14 protein-coding genes and 1 tRNA gene are annotated in these 17,169 nt (G+C 65.0%); 11 read left to right on the top strand and 4 right to left on the bottom strand.

Translation table 11 applies throughout. From position 1 onward, the window contains the following. Positions 1-68 precede the first annotated feature (68 nt). The 3 genes from pnp to LZ536_RS10985 all read left to right on the top strand — a co-directional run bounded on the left by pnp (position 69) and on the right by LZ536_RS10985 (position 6,186). Positions 69-2,453, top strand: coding sequence for a polyribonucleotide nucleotidyltransferase (gene pnp / locus LZ536_RS10975; protein ID WP_249848828.1), 2,385 nt, complete (start codon positions 69-71; stop codon positions 2,451-2,453). 608 nt (positions 2,454-3,061) lie between these two features. Next, positions 3,062-3,592, top strand: a complete 531-nt coding sequence (locus LZ536_RS10980; protein ID WP_249848829.1) for a biliverdin-producing heme oxygenase — start codon at positions 3,062-3,064, stop codon at positions 3,590-3,592. Next, positions 3,589-6,186 carry an HWE histidine kinase domain-containing protein gene (locus tag LZ536_RS10985; protein ID WP_249848830.1) on the top strand — a complete coding sequence of 866 codons (2,598 nt, stop codon included), beginning with the start codon at positions 3,589-3,591 and terminating at the stop codon, positions 6,184-6,186. Before LZ536_RS10980 ends, LZ536_RS10985 begins: the two co-directional genes overlap by 4 nt. A 9-nt stretch (positions 6,187-6,195) precedes the next feature. Here the strand turns inward: LZ536_RS10985 and LZ536_RS10990 are convergent. Beyond that, a tRNA-Ala gene (locus LZ536_RS10990) sits at positions 6,196-6,271 on the bottom strand. A gap of 188 nt (positions 6,272-6,459) precedes the next feature. On the opposite strand from LZ536_RS10990, the gene LZ536_RS10995 reads away from it, so the two are divergent. From LZ536_RS10995 to LZ536_RS11005, 3 genes are all read left to right on the top strand, one after another. Then, complete coding sequence (locus tag LZ536_RS10995) at positions 6,460-7,488, top strand: DUF2171 domain-containing protein (RefSeq protein WP_249848831.1); 1,029 nt, start codon at positions 6,460-6,462, stop codon at positions 7,486-7,488. 167 nt (positions 7,489-7,655) lie between these two features. Further along, the gene (locus tag LZ536_RS11000) at positions 7,656-8,645 is read left to right on the top strand and encodes an NADP-dependent oxidoreductase (RefSeq protein WP_249848832.1); all 990 of its coding nucleotides are present in this window, start codon (positions 7,656-7,658) and stop codon (positions 8,643-8,645) included. A 222-nt stretch (positions 8,646-8,867) separates the two neighbouring features. Further along, positions 8,868-9,263, top strand: a complete 396-nt coding sequence (locus tag LZ536_RS11005; RefSeq protein ID WP_249848833.1) for a hypothetical protein — start codon at positions 8,868-8,870, stop codon at positions 9,261-9,263. Between the two features lie 41 nt (positions 9,264-9,304). On the opposite strand, the gene LZ536_RS11010 is transcribed toward LZ536_RS11005, so the two are convergent. Beyond that, positions 9,305-9,886 carry a hypothetical protein gene (locus LZ536_RS11010; RefSeq protein ID WP_249848834.1) on the bottom strand — a complete coding sequence of 194 codons (582 nt, stop codon included), beginning with the start codon at positions 9,884-9,886 and terminating at the stop codon, positions 9,305-9,307. 80 nt (positions 9,887-9,966) lie between these two features. Then, complete coding sequence (gene ypfJ, locus LZ536_RS11015; RefSeq protein WP_249849216.1) at positions 9,967-10,845, bottom strand: KPN_02809 family neutral zinc metallopeptidase; 879 nt, start codon at positions 10,843-10,845, stop codon at positions 9,967-9,969. A gap of 100 nt (positions 10,846-10,945) precedes the next feature. Between ypfJ and LZ536_RS11020 the strand changes: the two genes are divergently transcribed. The 3 genes from LZ536_RS11020 to LZ536_RS11030 all read left to right on the top strand — a co-directional run bounded on the left by LZ536_RS11020 (position 10,946) and on the right by LZ536_RS11030 (position 12,683). Beyond that, a complete protein-coding gene (locus LZ536_RS11020; RefSeq protein WP_249848835.1) occupies positions 10,946-11,713 on the top strand; it encodes a 3-hydroxybutyrate dehydrogenase in 768 nt (255 codons plus the stop codon). Positions 11,714-11,870: 157 nt separating this feature from the next. Continuing rightward, complete coding sequence (locus LZ536_RS11025; protein ID WP_249848836.1) at positions 11,871-12,476, top strand: DUF4893 domain-containing protein; 606 nt, start codon at positions 11,871-11,873, stop codon at positions 12,474-12,476. Positions 12,477-12,509: 33 nt separating this feature from the next. Next, positions 12,510-12,683, top strand: a complete 174-nt coding sequence (locus LZ536_RS11030) for a hypothetical protein (protein WP_249848837.1) — start codon at positions 12,510-12,512, stop codon at positions 12,681-12,683. A 3-nt stretch (positions 12,684-12,686) separates the two neighbouring features. Here LZ536_RS11030 and LZ536_RS11035 read toward each other — a convergent pair whose 3' ends face one another. Next, the gene (locus LZ536_RS11035; protein WP_249848838.1) at positions 12,687-13,661 is read right to left on the bottom strand and encodes an aldo/keto reductase; all 975 of its coding nucleotides are present in this window, start codon (positions 13,659-13,661) and stop codon (positions 12,687-12,689) included. Between the two features lie 70 nt (positions 13,662-13,731). Here LZ536_RS11035 and prsK point away from each other — a divergent pair, with 70 nt between their 5' ends. Together prsK and prsR are read left to right on the top strand one after the other, a co-directional pair. Then, on the top strand, positions 13,732-15,792 hold the full coding sequence (gene prsK / locus LZ536_RS11040) for an XrtA/PEP-CTERM system histidine kinase PrsK (RefSeq protein WP_249848839.1): 2,061 nt from the start codon (positions 13,732-13,734) through the stop codon (positions 15,790-15,792). After that, a complete protein-coding gene (prsR, locus tag LZ536_RS11045; protein ID WP_249848840.1) occupies positions 15,789-17,165 on the top strand; it encodes a PEP-CTERM-box response regulator transcription factor in 1,377 nt (458 codons plus the stop codon). The genes prsK and prsR overlap by 4 nt, the downstream gene beginning before the upstream one ends. Positions 17,166-17,169 lie beyond the last annotated feature (4 nt).

Raw genomic sequence — 17,169 nt, forward strand, 5'->3', positions numbered from 1 at the left:
GCTCGCAGACCGGATTTGTCTGCCCTGCTGTCCCCGCCGCATCTGGCCGCGGGGGTGAAGGAAATAAAATGTTCGATATCAAAACCGTTGAAACCGAGATTGGGGGAAAGACCCTCAAGCTCGAAACCGGCCGCGTCGCCCGTCAGGCCGACGGCGCCGTCCTCGCCACCATGGGCGAAACCGTTGTCCTCTGCGCCGTGACCGCCGCCAAGTCGGTGAAGCCGGGCCAGGACTTCTTCCCGCTGACCGTCCACTACCAGGAAAAATTCTCGGCCGCCGGCCGCATCCCGGGTGGCTTCTTCAAGCGTGAGCGCGGCGCGACCGAAAAGGAAACGCTGACGAGCCGCCTGATCGACCGTCCGATCCGCCCGCTGTTCCCGGAAGGCTTCTACAATGAAGTCCTCGTGATCGCGCAGGTCCTCTCCTACGATGGCGAGAACGAGCCCGACATCCTGGCGATGATCGCCGCTTCGGCCGCCCTCACCATTTCCGGCGTTCCCTTCATGGGCCCGATCGGCGCCGCCCGCGTCGGCTACAAGGACGGCGAGTACATCCTCAACCCAACCCAGACCGAAGTCGCTGAAGGCCAGCTCGACCTCGTCGTCGCCGGCACCCCCGGCGCCGTGATGATGGTCGAATCCGAAGCCAAGGAGCTTTCGGAAGACGTGATGCTCGGTGCGGTCATGACCGCGCACAAGGCGTCGCAGGACGTCTGCAAGGCGATCATCAAGCTCGCCGAAAAGGCTGCCAAGGATCCTTGGGAGCTCGCCAAGAGCGACGACAAGGCCGCCATCAAGGACAAGCTCAAGAAGCTGATCGGCAAGGACGTCGAGGCTGCCTACAAGCTGACCTCGAAGTCGGAGCGCTCCGCCGCCCTCAACGCCGCCCGCGAAAAGGCCAAGGAAGGCTTCGCCGAAGCCGATGCCCAGGAACAGTTGGTCGCCATGAAGGCGGTCAAGAGCCTGGAAGCCGACATCGTCCGCACCGCCATCCTGAAGGAAGGCCGCCGCATCGACGGCCGCGACACGAAGACCGTCCGTCCGATCGAGAGCATGGTGGGCTTCCTGCCGCGCACGCACGGCTCGGCGCTCTTCACCCGCGGCGAGACGCAGGCGATCGTCACCACCACGCTCGGCACCAAGGACGCCGAGCAGATGATCGACGGCCTCGAAGGCCTCTCCTACTCGCGCTTCATGGTCCACTATAACTTCCCGCCCTATTCGGTCGGTGAAGTCGGCCGCTTCGGCGCTCCGTCGCGTCGCGACACGGGCCACGGCAAGCTCGCCTGGCGCGCGCTTCACCCGATGCTGCCGAGCGCGGAGGAGTTCCCCTATACGATCCGCGTCCTCTCGGACATCACCGAGTCCAACGGCTCCAGCTCGATGGCCACCGTCTGCGGCGGCAGCCTTGCAATGATGGACGCCGGCGTTCCGCTGAAGCGCCCGATCGCCGGCATTGCCATGGGCCTGATCCTCGAAGGCAAGGACTTTGCCGTGCTCAGCGACATTCTTGGCGACGAGGACCACCTCGGCGACATGGACTTCAAGGTCGCCGGCACGTCCGAGGGCATCACCAGCCTGCAGATGGACATCAAGGTCGCCGGCATCACCGAGGAAGTGATGAAGGTCGCTTTGGCCCAGGCCAAGGACGGCCGCGCCCACATCCTCGGCGAAATGGCCAAGGCGCTCGATCACACCCGTGAAGAGCTGTCGGCCCACGCCCCGCGCATCGAGACCATGCAGATCGCCAAGGACAAGATCCGCGAAGTCATCGGCACCGGCGGCAAGGTCATCCGCGAAATCGTCGCGACGACCGGCGCCAAGGTCGACATCGACGACGAAGGCCTGATCAAGATCAGCTCGTCGGACCTGTCGCAGATCGAGGCCGCCCGCCAGTGGATCCACGGCATCGTCGCCGAGCCGGAAGTCGGCACCATCTACACCGGCAAGGTCGCCAGCGTCGTCGATTTCGGCGCGTTCGTCACCTTCATGCCGGGCAAGGATGGCCTGGTGCACGTTTCGGAAATCAAGAACGAGCGGGTCGAAAACGTCCGCGACGTGATCTCCGAAGGCCAGGAAGTGAAGGTCAAGCTCATGGAAGTCGACCAGCGCGGCAAGGTCCGCCTGTCGATGCGCCTCGTCGACCAGGAGACCGGCGAAGAACTGCCCGACACCCGCCCGCCGAGGGAGCCGCGCGAAGGCGGCGACCGTGGTCCGCGCGGTGACCGTGGCGACCGTGGCCCGCGCCGCGATGGCCGTGGACCCCGCCGTGACGGCGGCGACCGTGGTCCGCGTCGCGAAGGCGGCGACCGGGACCGTGGCCCACGCGGCGAAGGCCGTGGCGAAGGTCGCGGAGACCGAGGCCCCCGCCGCGAACGCGACAACGGCGGCGACGAGGGCCCAACCCCCGAATTCGCCCCGGCGTTCCTGACGGGCGACAACGACAAGGACTAATCTGTTCCCCGGCGTAGGCCGGGGCCCAGTCCCAAAACAACGAAGGCCCCGGAGGAATCCGGGGCCTTTTTGTTCGCTTGGTGCCCAGGAAGATGCTCAGGTGCTCAAAATCCTTCCAATGTAGGAACTGATTTGCTTGGCTCGCCGCGCCGGTGAGTCTTGCGTGCCGGCATGGCTGCTTGAACTGGTCGATACCTGCCCTGAGCCTGTCGAAGGGCACCTCTTCGCCCGCGCGCGCATGCCCGCACGCGAGGCGAGTGCGACTCTTTTTGACTTTTGGAGCCGTGAGAACGCCCAAAGGTAACGAAGGTAACAACCCCCCTTTTTCGTGCGGGAGCGTTACCCTTGCTGTCACCCTCGCCTCGCCGCTCCAACCGGCAGAAACCGCCGAAATCCGCCGCCTAGCGGCCGAAAGTGACGAAGTTGACGACCCCCCGTTTTGATAGGGGCAGCGTCACCCTCCCGCGTCCGCCGCCTCCATGCTGGCGCCAGCATTCCCGGTATTGCGCACACGGAACGAACTCGTCTTTCGCGCGCTTAACGACGTTAAGACTGCACTTTTCCTGACCTTGCCCAAGGACTGCCGCCCGCGTGGACTTGTATCGCCCGTGACGAATCGCTTTGTGTTGAAGGCCGCGACTGACGATGTGCATCGCGAGCTCGACGACCGCCTGTCGCAGCTGAACCTGGCGACGGCCGAGGATTACGGCCGCTTCCTCGGCTTCCAAGCGCGCACCGTGCCCGCCATCGAAGGCGCGCTCGCCGCAGCCGGCCTCGCCTCACTGGTCACCGGCTGGGAGCAAGGTCGCCGTTCGGAAGCGCTGAGGTCCGATCTCTCATCGCTCGGCCAGCCGATGCCGCAGCCCGCTGCGCCGCCGTCCATCAGCACTACCGCCGAGGCCCTGGGCGCCGCCTATGTCCTCGAAGGCTCCCGCCTCGGGGGCCGCGTGTTGCGCGGGCGCGTCGGCAAGGGACTGCCCGCGCGCTTCCTCGGCGAAGGCCAGCACAATAGCTGGCCGCACGTCGTCGCCGCGCTCGATCGCCTTCTTGGTTCCGAAGCCGATCTCGACGCCGCCAAGCAGGCCGCGCGCCGGACCTTTGCCTTTTTCCTCGATGCCGCTGGGGAGGCGGGCCTTTGACGACCGAGACCGTTCTTGACCGCACTGCCGAAGTCGACCTTACCAACTGCGACCGCGAGCCGATCCACCAGCTTGGCGAAATACAGCCGATCGGCTTCCTCATCGTCCTGACCGCCGACTGGATGATCTCCAACGCTTCGGCCAACACGCCCGACTTCCTCGACGTCGACGAGCGCGGCCTGATCGGCCGGCCGGCGACGGACATCATGACCAAGGAGGCGATCCACACGCTGCGTAACCGCCTCGCCCTGCTGCGCGGCGCTGATGCCCTGGAGCGCGTCTTCCGAATGGCTCTGCAGGATAACGGCAAGTGCTTCGACATCGCGCTCCACATGTCCGGATCTCGCATCATCCTCGAGGCCGAGCCGAGCAGCGAGCATGATTATGGCGATGCCACCGGCACTGTCCGCGGCATGGTCAGCCGGCTGGAGCAGGCTGGCGACATGCCTGCTTTCTTCAATGAAGGTGCCCGACAGGTCCGCGCCCTCACCGGCTTCGACCGGGTCATGGTCTACCGCTTCTCGGCCGACGGCTCCGGCGAGGTGGTCGCCGAAAGCGCCAAGGGCGGAATCGGCAGCTTCCTCGGCCTCCACTACCCGGCCACCGACATCCCCAAGCAGGCCCGCGAGCTGTACACCCGCAGCCTCCTGCGCGTGATCACCGACATCAATGCAGAGCCGGTGCCGATCCTTCCGGCGACCGACGAATATGGGAAGCCGGTCGACCTCTCACTGTCGGTGCTGCGTTCCGTCTCGCGGATCCACATCGAATATCTCCGCAACATGGGCGTCGGCGCTTCCATGTCGATCTCCATCGTCGTCGAAGGCAAGCTCTGGGGCCTCATCGCCTGCCACCATTATTCGCCCCGATGCCCGAGTTTCGAGCGCCGCTCCGTGGCCGAGCTCTTCGCCCAGATGTTCGCGATGCGGATCGAGGCGCGCGAACGAAAGCTGATCGTCGAATATGAGCGCCGCGCCCGTGACATTTCCGACCAGCTCTTGGGTGCCGTCGCCTCCGACGAGACCCTGCTCAATGATCCCGACTGGCTGTCGCAAATTCTCACCAGCGCCATCCCCGCGGACGGCGTCGGCGTCTGGATCAACGGCAATTACGCCTTCAGCGGCCTGACACCCGAAACCGGCGAATTCGCCCGCATCATCCAAGCGCTGAACACCACCGCTGCCGGCCGCGCTTATGCAACCGACCATGTCGCTTCGCTGGTCCCGCCGCGCGAGGGGAAGGAAAGCCACATCGCCGGCCTCCTCGCCATCCCCATCTCGCGGACGCCACGCGACTATGTTGTGCTCTTCCGGCAGGAGATCATTCGCTCGGTCCGCTGGGCCGGCGATCCCCACAAGCCGGTCGAATATGGCCCCAACGGTCCACGCCTCACGCCTCGCCAGAGTTTCGAGGAATGGAAGGAAACCGTCGTCGGCCGCTCGCAACCGTTCACGGATTCCGAAATGCGCGTCGCCGAAACCTTGCGCGCCACGCTCATCGAGGTTGTGCTCCGCCTCTCCGACGAAGCCAGCGCCGAGCGCAAGGAAGCGACCAGCCGGCAGGAGCTGCTGATCGCCGAACTCAATCACCGCGTCCGCAACATCCTGTCGCTGATCCGCGGCCTGATCCGCCAGTCCAAGCCCGCCGACGGCACGTCGATCGAAGATTTCGTCAAGGTCATCGACGGCCGCGTTCACGCCCTTGCCCGTGCCCACAACCAGATCACCGACGACCATTGGGGCCCAGCCCCGGTCAAGAACTTGCTGGAGGCCGAAGCCGCCGCCTTCCTGACTACGCAGAAGGACCGGCTTCTGCTCGATGGCCCGAACGTCCTCCTCAACCCGCAGGCTTACTCGACCCTGGCGCTGGTCGTGCATGAACTGGTCACCAACTCCGTCAAATATGGAAGCTTGTCCGTCGAGACCGGCGAAGCGCTGGTCGAATGGTCAGTGCGCGACAATGGCGACCTCCACTTCTGCTGGCGCGAACGGAGCGGCCCGGAAGTCGCCGGCCCTCCCCAGCGCAAGGGCTTTGGGACAACCATCATCGAACATAGCGTCCCCTACGACCTCGGCGGCACGGCGAAGGTCGCCTATGCGAAAGAAGGCGTCCGGGCCGATTTCGTCATTCCGGCCAAACACGTCGTCCAGGCGGGCGACATCGCCGGTACCCGCATTTACCTTCCCGACGCACCTCACACGCCGGTCGAGCATGCCTCCAGGCTATTGCACGGCAAGAATGTCCTGCTTGTCGAGGACAGCCTGATCATCGCACTGGACGCCGAGGACCTGCTCATCCGGCTGGGCGCGGACCGCGTGAACACCGAGGCTTCGGCGCTTGGCGCCATTGCCGCCATCGAGACCGAGAAGCCGGACGTCGCCATCCTCGACATCAACCTTGGCGATCACGACAGCGTCCCCATCGCCAACCGTCTCGCCGAGTTGGAAGTCCCCTTCATCTTCGCCACCGGCTATGGAGAGCAAAGCCAGCTCCCGGACCACCACAAGCGCCGCCCGGTCGCGCAGAAGCCCTACACGCTCGCCAGCCTGTCGCGGCGCCTGAGCGAGCTGCTGGGAGTCGGCGAGGAAGCTTGATCAAGGGGCTGGTGGAGCTGAGGGGAATCGAACCCCTGACCTCTGCAGTGCGATTGCAGCGCTCTCCCATCTGAGCTACAGCCCCGCGCCCTTGGCAGGCGGCCCCTCTAGCCGCGCTTCCCCCTCCCTGCAACCACTCCGTTTCGCTCCCGTTCGGTTGGGCGCATCCGCCGCCTCCATTCGTCGCTACGACCGGAACGTGACCCCTCCGAAATCGTTGTTTTGGACAGTCCGGGCGCGTGTTCTGCGCCGGCTTCCTTGGAGGGAAAATCAATGGCTTATGACCGTTATGATACGCGCCGTGATTGGCGTGGCGAACGCTCCCGATGGCAGGGCGACGACCGTTCCGACCGTAGCTGGGGCAATGACCGTGATCGCAACGAACGCGGCTGGTTCGACCGTGCGAGCGATGAAGTGGCGAGCTGGTTCGGCGATGACGACGCCGAGCGTCGCCGGCGCCAGGACAACCGCATGAGCGGATGGTCCGGCAATGATCGCGACCGTCACGGCAGCGGCCATCTTCGCAACGACGACGATGTCCGCTCCTATTATTCGCATCGCGACCATGACCGCGACGCCTTTGGGCGTGATCGCGACACCAGTTTCCGCCGCGACCGCGATTTCGGCCGCGACGACCGCGCCTTCATGAGCGACGAAGATTTCTCGCGTTATGAACGCCGCCCGAGCTTCCGTGACGAAGGCTATCGCCGGCCCTACACCGGCCGCTTCACCGGTCGGGACGATCGTGATCGCGACGACCGTGGTTACCGACCGATGACCGGCGACTATGGCCGCGGCACCGAGGAGCGCATGGAACAGGGCGCGTCCTTCTATGGCGTCGGCGCTCATCATGACCGCCATTATGGCGAGTGGCGTTCGAAGCAGATCGACCAGCTCGATCGCGACTATGAGGACTATGCTCGCGAGAACCGCTCACGGTTCGAGGACGATTTCTCCAACTGGCGCGGCAAGCGTCAGGAAAAGCGCGGCCTGCTCGGCCAGGTCCGCGAGCATATGGAAGTGCTCGGCTCGGACGGTGAGCATGTAGGCACCGTCGACCGCACCGCCGGCGACCGCCTGATCCTTGCCAAGAGCGATCCGGAAAGCGGAGGCGCCCATCACTCGCTGATGTGCACCATGATCGACCGGATCGAAGGCAACCAGCTGTTCCTCGACACCCCGGCCGACGAAGCCAAAAAGCGCTGGCGTGACGACAGCCGCGAACGTGCGCTGTTCGAGCGCGACGACCAGGGCGAAGCCGGCCCGCACGCGCTCAACCGGAGCTTCTCGGGCACCTATTAAGGCAAGCCTGAGGGAGAGGAGGGCCCGGTCGCAGCGATGCGGCCGGGCTTTTCTTTGTCCTGTTCGTCATCCCGGGCTTGACCCGGGATCCGCCTTTTCTTTTGCAACGGAGCCTGAACGAAGGCAGACCCCGGATCGAGTCCGGGGTGACGAAGGAGAGACATCCAATGGCCCGCGCCTGGCATCTGATGAACCGCCCCACCGGTATCCCGACCAATGACGACGCCGTGCTCAAGGACATTGCCCTGGCGCCGCTCGACGACGGCATGGTCCACGTCCGCAACCGCTGGCTGTCGGTCGACCCGTACATGCGCAGCCGGATGAACGACGTGAAGTCTTACGTCCCCTCCTTCCAGATCGGCGAGCCGATGACCGGCGGCGCGGTCGGCGAGGTCGTCGAAAGCCGCGATCCCTCGCTGCAACCCGGCGACATGGTCCTCCACATGGCGGGCTGGCGCGACGAAGTCGTCGAGCCCGCTGGCCACTTCAACAAGCTTCCGCCGATCCCCGGCGTCGAGCCGCAGGCATTCCTCGCCAACCTCGGCCTGACAGGCGGGACGGCCTATTTCGGCCTGCTCGACGTTGCCGCGGCCAAGGCCGGCGACATCGTCTTCGTCTCGGCTGCCGCGGGCGCGGTCGGCTCGGCGGTGGTGCAGATTGCCAAGGCCAAGGGGATGACCGTCATCGGCTCGGCCGGCGGCGCGGACAAATGCGAATTCGTCCGCTCGCTCGGCGCCGATGAGGTCATCGACTACAAGGCCGGGCCGGTCGTGAAGTCGCTGATGGCGGCTGCGACCAAAGGCATCGACGTCTATTTCGACAATGTCGGCGGCGACCATCTCGATGCTGCACTTGCCGCAGCCCGACAGAACGCCCGCTTCGCCATGTGCGGGATGATCGAGGGCTACAATACGGGCGAACCCACGACCCTGCGCTACATCATGCGCGTTGTCGCCATGCGCATCCGCATGCAGGGCTTCATCTACACCGACTACATGGGCCGCCTCGGCGAGTTCTACCAGGACATGGGCGCCATGATCGCCGGCGGCCAGGTCAAGGAGCGCGAAACAGTGATGGACGGCCTCGACAGCGCCCTCGATGCCTTCCGAGGCCTCTTCACCGGCGCCAACACCGGCAAGATGCTCGTCCGCTTGTAGCCACCGAGCGCAGCGCCGCCGGCGCGCTCGGCGCGCCGCCGAAGCAGCGCGAAGAGATGGCGCAAGCCGGCCGACCGGCGTTCCGGCAAAGCCGAGGACGACCGGATCGACGTCACGGATTTACTCCGTGACGGCGAATGTCCGCTTTCGACCCATTCCTGCCATTAGCTCGGGCGGTCAGCTTTTGATTGCAGCCCTTGGCTTTGATGGTAGCGTTGGTTGATGGCAGACGATGCGGGTCAAGAACCGAGAGAAACTGCGCGAGAGGGCATCGACTACCAGAAGCTCTCAAATCCAGCTTATCTGGTCATTCTCGTTTTTGCTGTCCCTGTGTTCTTTTTCTTTGCCGCTCGAGGCGATGATGCCCGGGGGTTTGTCGCAGCGCTTTCGTTAAGCGCAGTCCTCGGCGTGGCTGCAATACTGAGGCCCCATTCGGGGCAGTTGATGTATTGGATGGCGTTGCTCGCCATGGCGGTCTCTCACGGTCTGTTGGTCATGCTTGTTCCGTGGCCTCAGCAATATCATGGTGCGGGGATAGTTTTTGCGCCGCTCGTTATTCTCGACATGTACGCGTGGGCGAGACTACTTTTGGCGATGGTCAGACTGCACAGCGCTTAAGCCGGAACGGCAGCTTTCCACCCAAACCTGCCATTAGCCCGTCAGGCGTGCGCGCGCTCCAGCACGATCAGCAGGTGCGGGTGCTCGCTCGGCTTGCCCGTCTTCACCTCGACCGGCTGGGCGACGACGGCGATCTTCGTCCGCTCGACGCCTAACGCGACGATGTCGCGCTGAAGCCGCTGCGCTCGCGATTGCTCCAGCTGGTCCTCGGCTTCGGTCTTGATCCCCTTGGCGGTGGTGATCATGATCTGCGTCGTCAGCTCCGGATGGGCCTTCATCATCTGCGCGAAATCGGCGACGCGATGGGCACCGTCGGGGGTGGGCTCGGCAGAGCCGGAGGCGAAGACCTCGTCGCCAACGGAGAACTGGTGGGTCGTCGTCGTGCCCACCTTGAGCCAGTTGGCCATCTTGTAGCCGATCGACCCCGGCTCGAGGACCAGTGTCGTGCCGTTCTTCAGGGACACCAGTCGTTCGTCGATCTGCGACGATATCACGACGCGATCCTTGTCCAGCGTGGTCTGGACACAGCTGCGAAGGGCAACGATTGGCCCCGTCAGAAACAGGGTTATGGCCAAGGTGAGCCAGGTGCGGGCATTGGCGTCGAGGCGCCGGCTTCTCGCCATTATCAACGTCCCAAACTGTCAGGAACGTTATGGAGAAGGGCCGCACCCTTCCCCATCGGGTTAGATACTGAGCGCCCAGCCTACCGCGTGTAGTTGCACTGCGACGGGTCGCCGGTGGTCATGCCGCGGCGGAGGGCCTCCATGCGCTGCGCGGACGACCCGTGCGTGAAGCTGTCCGGGACAACCGTGCCCTGCGCCTGCCGTTGCAGCGTGTCGTCGCCGATGGCTTCGGCGGCGCGCATACCTTCTTCCAAATCGCCCTGTTCGATGATCGAGCCCTTCTCGTCGCGGGCATTGGCGGCCCAGACGCCTGCATAGCAGTCGGCCTGCAGTTCGACTCCGACCTGGATGGCGTTGCCGCCCGTTTCGCTGCTGCGCGCCTGCGCATTGTGGGCCTTGTCGAGCGTGCCTTCGAGATCCTGGATATGATGCCCGACCTCATGGGCAATGACGTAGGCGACCGGGAAATCGCCCGGCGCGTTGAAGCGCTGCGACAGCTCGTTGAAGAAAGCCGGGTCGACGTAGATCTTCTTGTCGTTGGGACAATAGAACGGCCCCATTGCCGCCTGCCCCATTCCGCAAGCGGTCTGTGTTCCACCGGTGTAAGCGACTAAAGTCGTCGGCTGGTATTGCGCCCCCGATTTCTGGAAAATCTCGCCCCAGGTCTGCTCGGTCGAACCGAGAATACGGACCATGGCGTCGCGGACGTTCGGATCCAGCTTGGATGCGCCAGACGACCCCGCAGGCCCTCCGCCGCTACCGCCGCCCAAGCCACCAAGCGAGGTCAGCGCGCAGTATCCGAGCAGCAGGACCAGGATACCGACGATCCCGAACCGGCTGCCGACCAGGCTGAGGAGCAGGCCGAGCCCGCCACCACCGCCTCCGAAGCCGCCAAGCCCGCCGCTTTGGCCGGTCCGATCCTCAAAATTACCGCTTTCCGGTTCGCCGCCGAGCCGCACCATGCTTCAAGTCCTCCTCGTCGCGTCCAATGCTTGGCTTAGCGTAACGGTTGCAATTGCCCAAAGCGAAGGCAAAGGCGACTTGCAAAGGAGATCACGCATGAGCCTTGCCGGTAAAGTCGCCCTCGTCACCGGTTCCACCTCCGGTATTGGCCTCGCGATCGCCCGCGCGCTGACTGCCGACGGCGCGAAGGTCATGCTCAACGGCTTCGGCGACCAGTCCGAAATCGACAAGCTGAAGGCCGAGCTCGGCGCCGGTCACGACGGTGCCGACATGGGTGATGCCGCCGCGATCGAACGGATGATCGCGCACTGCACCGAAGAACTCGGCGCACCCGACATTCTCGTCAACAACGCCGGTATCCAGCATGTCTCGCCAGTCGAGGATTTCCCGGTCGACAAGTGGAATGCCATCCTGGCGATCAACCTCTCCGCCGTTTTCCACACCACCCGCCTCGCTTTGCCGGCCATGAAGGCGAAGAATTGGGGCCGCATCATCAACACCGCGAGCGCCCACAGCCTGATCGCCTCGCCGAACAAGTCCGCCTACGTCGCCGCCAAGCATGGCGTCGCCGGCTTCACCAAGACGGTCGCGCTCGAAGCCGCGAAGGACGGCATCACCGTCAATTGCATCTCGCCCGGCTATGTCTGGACGCCGCTCGTCGAGAACCAGATCCCCGACACGATGAAGGCGCGCGGCCTCACCCGCGAGCAGGTGATGAACGACGTCCTCCTCGCCGCCCAGCCGACCAAGCGGTTCGTCACGCCGGAGGAAGTCGCGAGCCTCGCACTTTATCTCTGCTCCGACGGAGCTGCGTCGATCACCGGAGCGAACTTGTCGATGGACGGGGGCTGGACGGCAGCTTGAGCCATCGAGCGCAGCGACGCCGGCGCGAAGCGCCGCCGGAGTAGTGCGAGAGATGGCGGATGCCGGCCAGCCTGCCGCGCCAACGGACAGGTCTGACGTCACGAATTTAGTTCGTGACGGCATTGCGCGGACAAATTGCCGCGCTACGCTCCGCCCCGTGAATCGCGCCTCGGCTCTCATCGCCTGCCTCGCACTCGCTGCCTGCGCGCCGAAGCCGATCGTTGCGACGCACACCGCCGACTGGCGCGCTGTCGTCACTGCGGCCGACCGCACCAAATTACATGACTGGCGGCAGGCCTTCATCGAGGCATTGGCACAAGCGCGCACGACCAACGCGGCCGATGTCGCAAAGGAAGGCGCCCTGCTCGACCCGGATGCAGCGCTCGGCGGGCCGATTCCCAACGGAATGTACAGATGCCGCGTCATCAAGCTCGGCGCCAAGACGCCGGGAATGCTCAACTACGTGAGCTATCCCGCCTTTTCCTGCCGGGTGCAGGCCGAGCATGGCATCCAGGGCTTCGCCAAGCTGACCGGCTCGCAGCGCCCCGTCGGCCTCATCTTCCCCGGCGACCAACTGCGCCAGGTCTTCCTCGGCACCATCACCCTCGGCGATGAGGTTCGTGCCATGCAATATGGCAATGACCCCGACCGGGACGTCGCCGCCTTCGTCGAGCGCATCGGCGACGCGCGTTGGCGGATGGTCATTCCGCGACCAGCTTTTGAATCCAGGACGGACGTGATCGAGCTCGTTCCCGCCACTTGAGGGGGAAAACGCAAACATGATAATCGATCATTGATGAACAGGGCTCAGCAGCAGCTGGTCTGGTCCGGCGCCGTCTTCATGGCGCTGCTCGGCGTCGCCGCCCTCAAGGAAGCAAGCAGGCCCGGCCTTCATTGCAAGCAGGACATCGTCGGCTGGGTCGATGGGCGCGGCCGCTGGGTCCAGGCCAACAGCGGCCATTGCAAATAAGGCTCAGGCGCTCGCCTCGCTGATCCGCGCCAACTGATCTTCCGACAGTTCCAAAGTCATCGACGCGATCAACTCGTCCGCCTGCTCGACGCTCGTGGCACTGGCGATTGGCGCGGTGATCGTCGGCTGCGCCGCCGTCCAGGCGAGCGCGACACTGGCCAGCGCCGCGCCGGTCTCTGCCGCGACCTCCTCGAGCGCCGCCAGCACCTTTGGCCCCTTGCCATCCAGATATTGCTCCGATCGGCCGCCGCGCACGCTTTTCTTGAGATCGTCCTTCGACCGGTACTTGCCGGTCAAAAAGCCATTGGCGAGGCTGTAGAACGGGAAGACGCCGAGGCCTTCCTTGATGGCGACATCGCGCAGCGCGCCCTCATATTTCCCGCGCTCCATCATATTGTACCAGGGCTGGAAGGCGCTGACCGCCGGGAAGCCGTCGACGCGGGCGATGATGCAGGCCTCGGCGAAGCGATCCGGCTCGAAATTGCTGAGGCCGATCGCCTTGATCTTGCCCGCCTTCGCGAGGTCGTCGAAGGTCTTCAGGCTTTCGGCCAGCGGGACCTTCAGATCGTCCTTGTGCTGGTAATAGACGTCGATCGTGTCGATCCCGAGCCGCTCGAGCGAGGCGTCGCAGGACTTGACGATGACCGCCGGGTCGAGCGCCGGCACATATTCGCCGTCGACCATCTTGCCGTCGTAATAGCCGACCTTGGTGGCGATCACGACCTTCTGCCGCTTCGACGGATCGCGCTTCAGCCAGTGGCCGATAATGGTCTCGCTCTCGCCGCCTTGGTGACCCGGCACCCAGGCCGAATAGACGTCGGCGGTGTCGATCATGTTGCCGCCGGCATCGACGAAGGCGTCCAGGATGCGGAAACTGGTCGCTTCGTCCGCGGTCCAGCCAAAGACATTGCCGCCGAGCGCCAGCGGCGCGACCTTCAATTTGCTCGTCCCGATGGGGCGCTTTTCGATATTTGCCATGCACGCATTCTAGCGTCTCATTTAGGCTTTGTTTGTAAATTTATCCGACACTCTGGCCATGTCGGCGGATTTGACACTGACGAACTTCTGGAGCCACGCGATGGCGGCGGCCCTGTTCCTGTCGCTCATCATGTGGCGGGTGAAGATCGGCGTGCGCCATCCTGCGCAGCGATTGATGCTTGCAGGCTTTGCGCTCACCGCCTGCTGGGCGTGGCTGACGGCCATCGCTCCTGCGAGCCAGATTCCCGCGCTCGCCGAGACCGTCCGCAACCTCATCTGGGTCAGTGTCCTCTACCGCCTGTCGAGCGGTGCGGACGGCGAGCGGCAGCATGGCGTGCGCTGGGTCTACGGCGCGATCGGCGCCGTGCTCGGCATGCAACTGGTCGCCGACATGATGCCGATCCTACTGGGCGCGGATGCCGGCGCTTCGGTCGTCGAGACTGCTACGATCCTCCGCATCACGGCCGCCGCCGGGTCCCTCGTGCTGGTCCACAACGTCTATGGCCAGGCCGCGCCGGAAAGCCGCGCAGCCATTGGCATGGCGATGCTCGCGCTGGTCGTCACTTGGGGATACGACCTCAACCTCTACACCTTGCTCTACCTCGATCCGCAATCCGGCCGCGGCCTGCTCGACTGGCGCGGCGCGGTGATCGCAATGACAGCGCCTCTGTTCGCCTTGGGCGCCGGCCAGCAGGACGGCTGGAAGATGCGCCTGTCGCGCGCCGCCACTTTCCAGTCTCTGTCGCTGCTCGCCATCTGTGGTTACTTCGCCGTCATGACCATCCTCGCCACCGCGCTTCGCGGTACCGGCTGGGACTGGTCGCGGGCGCTCCTTGTGCTCAGCATCTCCGCCATGACGCTGGCGGCGATGGTGCTGCTGCCCTCGCCCAAGGCGCGCGCCTGGGCAAAGGTAAAGCTCGCCAAGCATTTGTTCGAGCATCGCTACGACTATCGCGCCGAATGGCTGCGCTTCGCCGACACCGTTGGCCGCAGCGGCCCGCAGGCGCCGCCGATTGGCGAGCGGCTGGTCAAGGCCTTCGCCGACATCGTCGATGCGCCCGGCGGCCTCCTGCTCACCATCGACGAGAATGGCGCCATCACCGAGGCATCGGAATGGAACTGGCAGGGCCGGCCCTTCACGCCCGATCCGCAGGATGCCGCCCGCTGGCGCGAGCTCGAAGCGCGGCCGATGATCCTCGACATCGATGCGATGCGCGACGGCACGTCGGAAGGCGGCATGGGCCTTCCGCTCCCCGAATGGCTGACGAAGGACAAGACGGCATGGGCCGGCGTCCCGCTCGTCCACAATGAGCGGCTGGTCGGCCTCGTCCTGCTTGCCGCGCCCGGTTATCGCCGCCCGCTCGACTGGGAGGATTTCGACCTCCTGAAGACTGCGGGCCGCCAGGCGGCGAGCAGCCTTGCCGAGGCACATGGCCAGCAGGCGCTGTCGCAGGCTCAGCGCTTCGACGAGTTCAATCGCCGGTTCGCCTTCATCCTGCACGACGTGAAGAACCTCGTGAGCCAATTGTCCCTGGTCGCCCGCAATGCCGAGCGCCACGCCGATAATCCCGAGTTCCGGGCCGACATGGTGGCGACCCTGCAGAGCTCGGTCGGCAAGATGAACGACCTGCTTGAGCGCCTCGCGCCAAAAGCCGGCTCGCGCCCCGTCAACCCTGAGGCGCAGCCGCTGAAACCCATCCTCGAAGCCGCCATCCTCGCCAGCAACCGCGGTCGCGAGGTCCGTCTGCGCGGCAATCAGGGCCTGTGGGCGATCGCCGATGCCGAAGCGCTCGAACAGGCGATCAGCCACCTGCTGCGCAACGCCCTCGACGCCAGTGCCGAGTACCAGCCGGTGATGATCGACGCGCTCGCCGACGGCAGTGAAACCGCCATCAGCGTCATCGACGAAGGCAAGGGCATGACGCCCGACTTCGTCCGCGACCAATTGTTCCAGCCCTTTGCCTCGACCAAGGACGGCGGCTTCGGCGTCGGCGCCTTCGAGGCCCGTACGCTCGTCGCCGCCATGGGCGGACGCCTCACCGTCCAGAGCCGCCCGGGCAAGGGCAGCCGCTTCACCATTCACCTGCCGGCGCCGGAGCCGGTCCAAGAACCGAAACGGAAACGCGCATGACCGACACGTCTGATCTTCCCGTCCTGCTTGTCATCGAGGACGACGAGGGCCTGCAGCGCCAGCTAAAATGGGCCTATGAAGGCTATCGCGTGGTTGCGGCGACCGACCGCGCCCAGGCAATCGACATGCTTCGCCTGCATGAGCCTTCGGTGATCACGCTCGACCTAGGCCTGCCGCCCGACCCGGACGGCACCAGCGAAGGTTTCTCGACCCTGTCGGAAATCCTGGCGCTTAAGCCCGACGCCAAGGTCATCGTCGCTTCCGGCCACGGCGCCCGCGAAAGCGCGCTCAAGGCCATTTCGCTCGGCGCCTATGATTTCTACCGCAAGCCGGTCGACATCGACGATCTCGGACTCATCGTTGCCCGCGCATTCCATTTGCATGAAATCGAGGCGGAGAATCGCCGGCTCGAAGCCAGTGGCGCGCCCGTCGACACCGTCATCGGCTCGATCATCAGCGCCGCCCCGGAAATGCTGAAGGTTGCCCGCACGATCGAGCGCGTTGCCACCACCGACGTCTCGGTCATGCTGCTGGGCGCCAGCGGTACCGGCAAGGAATTGCTCGCCAGGGCCCTGCACGAAAAAGGCCCGCGCGCCGGCGAGTCGTTCGTCGCCATCAATTGCGCGGCGATCCCGGAGAACCTGCTCGAGGCCGAGCTATTCGGCTATGAACGCGGCGCTTTCACCGGTGCCGTCAAGACGACGCCCGGCAAGATCGAACTTGCCCAGGGCGGTACTCTGTTCCTCGACGAAGTGGGCGACATCCCGCTGCCGCTGCAAGTCAAGCTGCTGCGCTTCCTGCAGGAGCGGGTGATCGAACGCATCGGCGGCCGTTCCCCAATCGCGGTCGATACCCGCATCGTCTGTGCGACGCATCAGGACCTCGACGCCATGACCGCCGACGGCCGCTTCCGCGAAGACCTCTATTATCGTCTCGCCGAAATCGTCGTGAAGATCCCGAGCCTGGCCGAGCGTACGGGTGACGCGGTCCTGCTCGCCCGTCACTTCGCGGCCCGCTTCGCTCGCGAGATGAATACAAAGGTGCAAGGCCTGTCTGCCGACGCCATCGATGCGGTCGACGGCTACGCCTGGCCGGGCAACGTCCGCGAATTGGAAAACCGGATCAAGCGCGCGGTCATCATGGCCGACGGCAAGCTGGTGACCGCCGCCGACCTCGATCTCGGCAATGCCGTGCCGGCCGAGGAAGGCCCGGTCGCCATCAACCTGCGCGCCGTCCGCGAAGTCGCCGACCGCAGGGCGATCCGCCAGGCCCTCGCCCGCACCGACAACAATATCTCCGGCGCTGCGAAGCTGCTCGGGATCAGCCGGCCCACGCTTTACGACCTTTTGAAACAGTACCACCTTCAGGCTTAGTGCT

This window comes from Sphingomonas alba (assembly GCF_023516555.1).
GTDB lineage: Bacteria > Pseudomonadota > Alphaproteobacteria > Sphingomonadales > Sphingomonadaceae > Sphingomicrobium > Sphingomicrobium album.

What these genes read in the sequence shown, in the direction of transcription:
- pnp (WP_249848828.1), top strand. Translation starts at nt 69, where the DNA reads ATGTTCGATATCAAAACCGTTGAAACCGAGATTGGGGGAAAGACCCTC.
- LZ536_RS10995 (WP_249848831.1), top strand. Translation starts at nt 6,460, where the DNA reads ATGGCTTATGACCGTTATGATACGCGCCGTGATTGGCGTGGCGAACGC.
- LZ536_RS11000 (WP_249848832.1), top strand. Translation starts at nt 7,656, where the DNA reads ATGGCCCGCGCCTGGCATCTGATGAACCGCCCCACCGGTATCCCGACC.
- LZ536_RS11005 (WP_249848833.1), top strand. Translation starts at nt 8,868, where the DNA reads ATGGCAGACGATGCGGGTCAAGAACCGAGAGAAACTGCGCGAGAGGGC.
- LZ536_RS11010 (WP_249848834.1), bottom strand. Translation starts at nt 9,886, where the DNA reads ATGGCGAGAAGCCGGCGCCTCGACGCCAATGCCCGCACCTGGCTCACC.
- LZ536_RS11020 (WP_249848835.1), top strand. Translation starts at nt 10,946, where the DNA reads ATGAGCCTTGCCGGTAAAGTCGCCCTCGTCACCGGTTCCACCTCCGGT.
- LZ536_RS11030 (WP_249848837.1), top strand. Translation starts at nt 12,510, where the DNA reads ATGAACAGGGCTCAGCAGCAGCTGGTCTGGTCCGGCGCCGTCTTCATG.
- LZ536_RS11035 (WP_249848838.1), bottom strand. Translation starts at nt 13,661, where the DNA reads ATGGCAAATATCGAAAAGCGCCCCATCGGGACGAGCAAATTGAAGGTC.
- prsR (WP_249848840.1), top strand. Translation starts at nt 15,789, where the DNA reads ATGACCGACACGTCTGATCTTCCCGTCCTGCTTGTCATCGAGGACGAC.